The following is a 5,156-nucleotide window of genomic DNA, read 5'->3' as shown; positions in this document are numbered from 1 at the left end:
CTGACCGCGGTGAAACCCTTGAATTCCTTGGTGAGCTGGCGTGTTTCGAGAATGATGTCCGTGCGATACGACATGGAGAGGAGAGTGGGAGCAAAGGAAAAAGCCGCGCGGCAGCGCGCCGCGCGAAACGCGGCGGCGGCACGGCTTTGGCGCTGATCAGCTCTTCGGCATCAGGTGGCAGGCGCCGGGCTTCGTCGGCGCATAGGCCTGCTCGCCCGGGATCTTCGAGACCACCTTGTAGTAGTCCCACGGCTGCTTCGATTCGCTGCGCTTCTTGACCTGCATCAGGTACATGTCGTGCACCATCGCGCCATCCGCGCGGATGTAGCCCTGCGCGAACATGTCGTCGATCTTGAGCGACTTGAGCGCGGCCATCACCTTGTCGGCGTCGGTGCTCTGCGCCGCTTCCACCGCCTTCAGGTAGCTCAGCGTGGCCGAGTAGTCGCCGGCCTGGAAGGTGGTGGGCATCTTCTTGTGCTTCTCGTAGAAGCGGGTCGCGAAGGCGCGCGACTTGTCGTTGAGGTCCCAGTACCAGCCATCGGTCAGGTACATGCCGCTGGTGGTGTCGAGGCCCAGGCTGTGCACGTCGGTGATGAACACCATGAGGCCCGCGAGGCGCATCTTGCTGCTGATGCCGAACTCCTTGGCCGTCTTGATCGAGGTGATGAGGTCGCTGCCGCCGTTGGCGAGGCCGACCACTTGCGCGCCCGATGCCTGCGCCTGCGTCAGGTAGGACGAGAAGTCGCTCGCGTTCAGCGGATGGCGCACGCTGCCCTTCACGGTGCCGCCGCTGGCCTGCACCACGTCGATGCTGGCCTTCTCGAGCGAGTAGCCGAAGGCATAGTCCGCGGTCACGAAATACCAGCTCTTGCCGCCCTGCTCCACCATGGCCGTCGCCGTGCCGCGCGCCTGGGCCGAGGTGCTGTAGGTGTAGCGCACGAGGTAGGGCTGGCAGGCCTCTTCCGTCAGGCTGTCGGCGCCCGCGCCGGCGGAGATGAAGACCTTCTTCTTTTCCTTCGAGATGTTGCTGATCGCCAGCGACGCCGAGGAGTTGGACCCCGCGATGACCAGCTCGACCTTGTCCTGGTCCCACCACTGGCGCGCCTTGTTGGCCGCGATGTCGGCCTTGTTCTGGTGATCGGCGGACAGCACCTCGATCGGCCGGCCCAGCACCTTGCCGCCGAAATCCGCGACGGCCATGCGGACCGCGTCGAGGCCACCGGCGCCGTCGAAGTCGGAGTACGGTCCCGACATGTCGGTGACGAAGCCGATCTTGAAGCGATCGGGCGCGGCTTGCGCGCTGGCGTTCTGGATCCAGGGCAGTCCCGCGAGGACCGCCAGGGCGATGGCATGCATTCTCATTGTTTGTCTCCTGGGCAACCGATGCTTCGGCTGCGCTTTCTTGTTGATCGGGAGGCAAGAGATCGAGCCTCTTGCCGGACTCGTTTCGCTCGAAAACCTTGACCCTCGTCAGGCGGCCTTCCAGCCCGCGGGCACCCGTGCGCGCTCGATCCTCGCGAGGTCGCAGACCGCATCGGCGATGCCCGAGAAATCGATCTTTCCGTACTCGCTGGCGCGCGCCAGGCTGAACGATTCGAAGACCGCGGCGGCCACGGGCATCGGCACCCTGGCCGCGTGGGCCGCGCCCATCACCAGCGCCATGTCCTTGTGCGCGAGGTCGATCGTGAAGCCCGGCGTGGTGTCGCCCACCAGCACCTTGTTCGGGAAGTTCAGGCGCAACTGCCCGTTGGTCGCCGAGGTGCCGTAGAGCACCTGCAGGGTGCGCGTGATGTCGAGCCCGAAACGCTGCGACAGCGCGAGCGCCTCGGCATTGACCTGGCACAGCGTGACCGCGACGTAGTTGTTGACCAGCTTGGTCCGGCCACCGGTGCCGACGTCGCCGCAGTGGTAGACGGTCGAGCCCATGACATCGAGCAGCGGCCGCACGCGGGCGAAATCTTCATCGGTCGCGCCGACCATGAACAGCGATTCGCCGCGGTCCGCGTGTTCGGCCAGGCGGCCCACGGGCGCGTCGACCACGGACTGCCCGGCCGTGCGAGCCGCCGCGGCCAGCCGGTCGGTGGCCAGCGGATCGATGGTGCTCATGTCGAGCAGGATGTTGCCCTTGCGCGCGTTGGCGAAGATACCCTCCGCGCCCAGGGCCACCTGCTCCACTTCGGTCGAGCTCGGCAGCATCGTCGCGACGATCGAACACTCGCGCGCGATCTGCGCGATGCTCTGCGCGCTCGCCGCGCCGGCATCGACCAGCTCGTTGACCGCCGCGGCGTTCAGGTCGTGGACCACCAGCGGGTAGCCCTGTTTTCGAAGGTTCAGGGCCATGGACTTGCCCATGCGCCCGAGCCCGATGAAGCCGATTTTTTCCATTCGATGTCTCCGGTGGTTCCTGGTATCAATGCCCGATGTAGGCGGTCTTGGTCAGCGTGTAGAAATCGGCGGCGTAGCTCCCCTGCTCGCGCGGGCCAAAGCTCGAGCCCTTGGTGCCGCCGAAGGGCACGTGGTAGTCGAGGCCCGCGGTCGGCAGGTTGACCATGGCCAGTCCGCTCTTCACGTTCAGGCGGAAGTGGGTCGCGTGCTTGTGGGACTGGGTGCAGATCCCGGCCGACAGGCCGTATTCGGTGTCGTTGGCCAGCGCGAGCGCTTCCTCGTAGCCACGCGCGCGGATCACCGTGGCGAACGGGCCGAACACCTCCTCGCGGTTGATGCGCATGTCGTTGCGGGTGTCGACGAACAGCGTGGGCGCCATGAAGAATCCGGGCGTCGAACGCTCGAGCACGTTGCCGCCTTCGATGAGCCGGGCGCCCTCGTCCTTGCCGACCGCGATGTAGCGCTGGACCATGTCGAGCTGGCGCTGGTTGATCACCGGGCCGATGTCGGTACCCGCCGCCAGGGCGTGGCCCACCTGCACCTCGCGCATGCGTGCACGCAGGGCCTCGACGAAGCGGTCGTGGATGCCGTCGGTCACGATCAGCCGGCTGGACGCGGTGCAGCGCTGGCCGGCCGAGAAGAAGGCGCCGTTCAGCGCGCACTCCACCGCCTGCGCCAGGTCGGCGTCGTCGAGCACGACGAGCGGGTTCTTCCCGCCCATCTCGAGCTGCACGCGCACCATCCTCGCGACCGCGGCCTGGGCCAGCTTGCGGCCGGTGGCGACGCTGCCCGTGAAGCTCAGCGCATCGACGCCTTCGACGATGGCCGCGCCCGCGACCGCGCCATGGCCATTCACCACGTTGGCGACGCCCGCAGGCAGGCCGTTGCGCTCGAGCACGCGGAAGAGTTCGCTCGCCACCGCGGGCGTCTCTTCGGAGGGCTTGAGCAGCAGCGTGTTGCCGAAGGCCAGCGCGGGCGCGATCTTCCAGGCGGCGATGGCGATGGGGAAGTTCCACGGCGTGATCAGGCCCACCACGCCGATCGGCTCGCGGCTGGTCTGCACGCCGATGTTCGGCCGCACCGACGGGAGGTTCTCGCCGCCGTAGCGCACGGCCTCGCCGGCGAAGAAGCCGAAGATCTGGCTGGCGCGCGTGACTTCGCCGATGCCTTCGGCGCGCGTCTTGCCGGCTTCCCGCGAGACCAGTTCGCCGATCTCCTCACGGCGCGCGAAGAGCTCGTGCGCCGTGCGTTGCAGCAGGTCGCTGCGGACCTGCGTGGTCGTTGCCGCCCAGGCCGGCTGGGCGGCGCGCGCGGCCGCCACGGCCTGGCGGACCTGTGCCGCGTCGGCGAGCGCGAACCGGCCCACCACGTCGTGCGTGTCCGACGGGTTGATGCTGGCGATCGATTCCTGGCCGGCGATCCATTCGCCGCCGATGAGGTTCTTCTGAATGTCCATGGTCCTGTCTCCTGGTCTGCCGGGTCACTCGCGGATGCGGGTGCCGATGTGAAGTGGGCGGATCATAAATTTGCATTTCACATGCCGTCGAATTACCATTTTTGATCGATAAATCACTTTTTTTGCTGACAGGAAACGCGATGGATACGCGGCAGATTCGGGCCTTTCTGGCGATCGCGGACACCGGCAGCGTGACGCGCGCCGCCGAGCTTCTTCATGTGGTGCAGCCCGCGATCTCGCGGCAGCTCAAGCTGCTGGAGGACGACCTCGGCGCACTGCTCTTCGAGCGCAGCCGCGGCGGCATGGTGTTGACGGAGGCGGGCCGCACGCTCGTGGAGTACTCGCGGCGCGCGCTGCGCGAGCTCGACAACGCGAGGTCGGAGATCCAGCCCTCGGGCCCGTCGATCGCGGGCATCGTCCACGTGGGATTGCTGCCGAGCAGCTGCGAGCTGCTGGCCGCGCCGCTGGTGCTGGCGCTCAAGGAGCGCTACCCCGGCGTGCAGGTGTCGCTGTCGGTGGGCTACACGGACCATCTCGCGCGCTGGCTCGAGACGGGCGAGCTCGACATGGCCCTGCTGTACGACGCCCCGCAACGGCCGAGCGTGAGCCTCGAGCCCTTGCTCAAGGAGGTGCTGTGCCTCACCGCGCCGGCGGCCCACGGACTCTCGCTGAAGAAGCCCGTGAAGGTCCGCGCGCTAGGACAGGCACCGCTGGTGCTGCCGAGCCGGCCGCACAACCTGCGCGGGCTCGTGGAGCATGCGTGCGCGGTCGCCGACGTGCCGTTCAGGATCGCGGCCGAGACGAATGCGCTGTCGGTCCAGCGCGACCTCGTCGTTCAGGGCGTGGGCTTCTCGGTGCTGCCCGCGGTCGCGATCCGCAGCGAACTCGAACGCGGCCTGCTGTCGGCCGCCCCGATCGCGGCGCCCGAGTTCGCGCGCAGCATCTACCTGGCGCTGCCGACGACGCGGCGCAGTTCCACTGCGGTGCAATGCGTGGTCGGCGAACTCAAGCGCTGCATGGAGGCCGCGGTCGAGAGCGGCGAGTGGACCGGGGCGAAATGGATCCGGGCCGCGGGAGAGAACGGGCGGACGTAGTCGCGGTTGCCGCGCCTGCCGCCTGCCCGGCCCTCAGCCTCACCACTTCACGCGAACGCCCACCCCCGCATTGACCGAGCTGCCCACGCGAGCCACGCCACCCGAAGCCCACTGCTTGCCGAGCTCGCCATACAGGCTCGTGCGCTGGCTTACCGCCAGCGTGAAACCTGCCGCCAGCTCGGTGCTCGTGCCGCCGATCGGCGCGCCCACCGGCGTGATCG

The 5,156-nt window shown here is 67.9% G+C and carries 5 protein-coding genes; 1 reads left to right on the top strand and 4 read right to left on the bottom strand.

The genetic code is table 11. The features are described 5' to 3' along the window. Window positions 1–156 precede the first annotated feature (156 nt). The 3 genes from ACODT0_RS42165 to ACODT0_RS42155 form a co-directional block, all read right to left on the bottom strand. Window positions 157–1,362: an ABC transporter substrate-binding protein gene (locus tag ACODT0_RS42165; protein WP_296736690.1), complete on the bottom strand. Its 1,206-nt coding sequence runs from the start codon at window positions 1,360–1,362 to the stop codon at window positions 157–159. 108 nt (window positions 1,363–1,470) lie between these two features. Beyond that, window positions 1,471–2,415 (bottom strand): NAD(P)-dependent oxidoreductase, encoded by a 945-nt coding sequence (locus ACODT0_RS42160; RefSeq protein ID WP_489044019.1) that lies wholly within the window; start codon window positions 2,413–2,415, stop codon window positions 1,471–1,473. Continuing rightward, window positions 2,411–3,835, bottom strand: coding sequence for an aldehyde dehydrogenase family protein (locus ACODT0_RS42155; protein WP_489044018.1), 1,425 nt, complete (start codon window positions 3,833–3,835; stop codon window positions 2,411–2,413). The genes ACODT0_RS42160 and ACODT0_RS42155 overlap by 5 nt, the downstream gene beginning before the upstream one ends. 146 nt (window positions 3,836–3,981) lie before the next feature. Here ACODT0_RS42155 and ACODT0_RS42150 point away from each other — a divergent pair, with 146 nt between their 5' ends. Beyond that, window positions 3,982–4,935 carry a LysR family transcriptional regulator gene (locus ACODT0_RS42150; protein ID WP_057597802.1) on the top strand — a complete coding sequence of 318 codons (954 nt, stop codon included), beginning with the start codon at window positions 3,982–3,984 and terminating at the stop codon, window positions 4,933–4,935. A 39-nt stretch (window positions 4,936–4,974) separates the two neighbouring features. Here ACODT0_RS42150 and ACODT0_RS42145 read toward each other — a convergent pair. Further along, the coding region (locus ACODT0_RS42145) for a hypothetical protein (RefSeq protein WP_489044017.1) at window positions 4,975–5,156 on the bottom strand (182 nt) is incomplete at its 5' end.

The sequence above is a fragment of the Variovorax sp. FG153 genome (assembly GCF_057809595.1).
The sequence above is the reverse complement of the archived record's forward strand: the minus strand, read 5'-3'. Positions and strand labels throughout refer to the sequence as shown.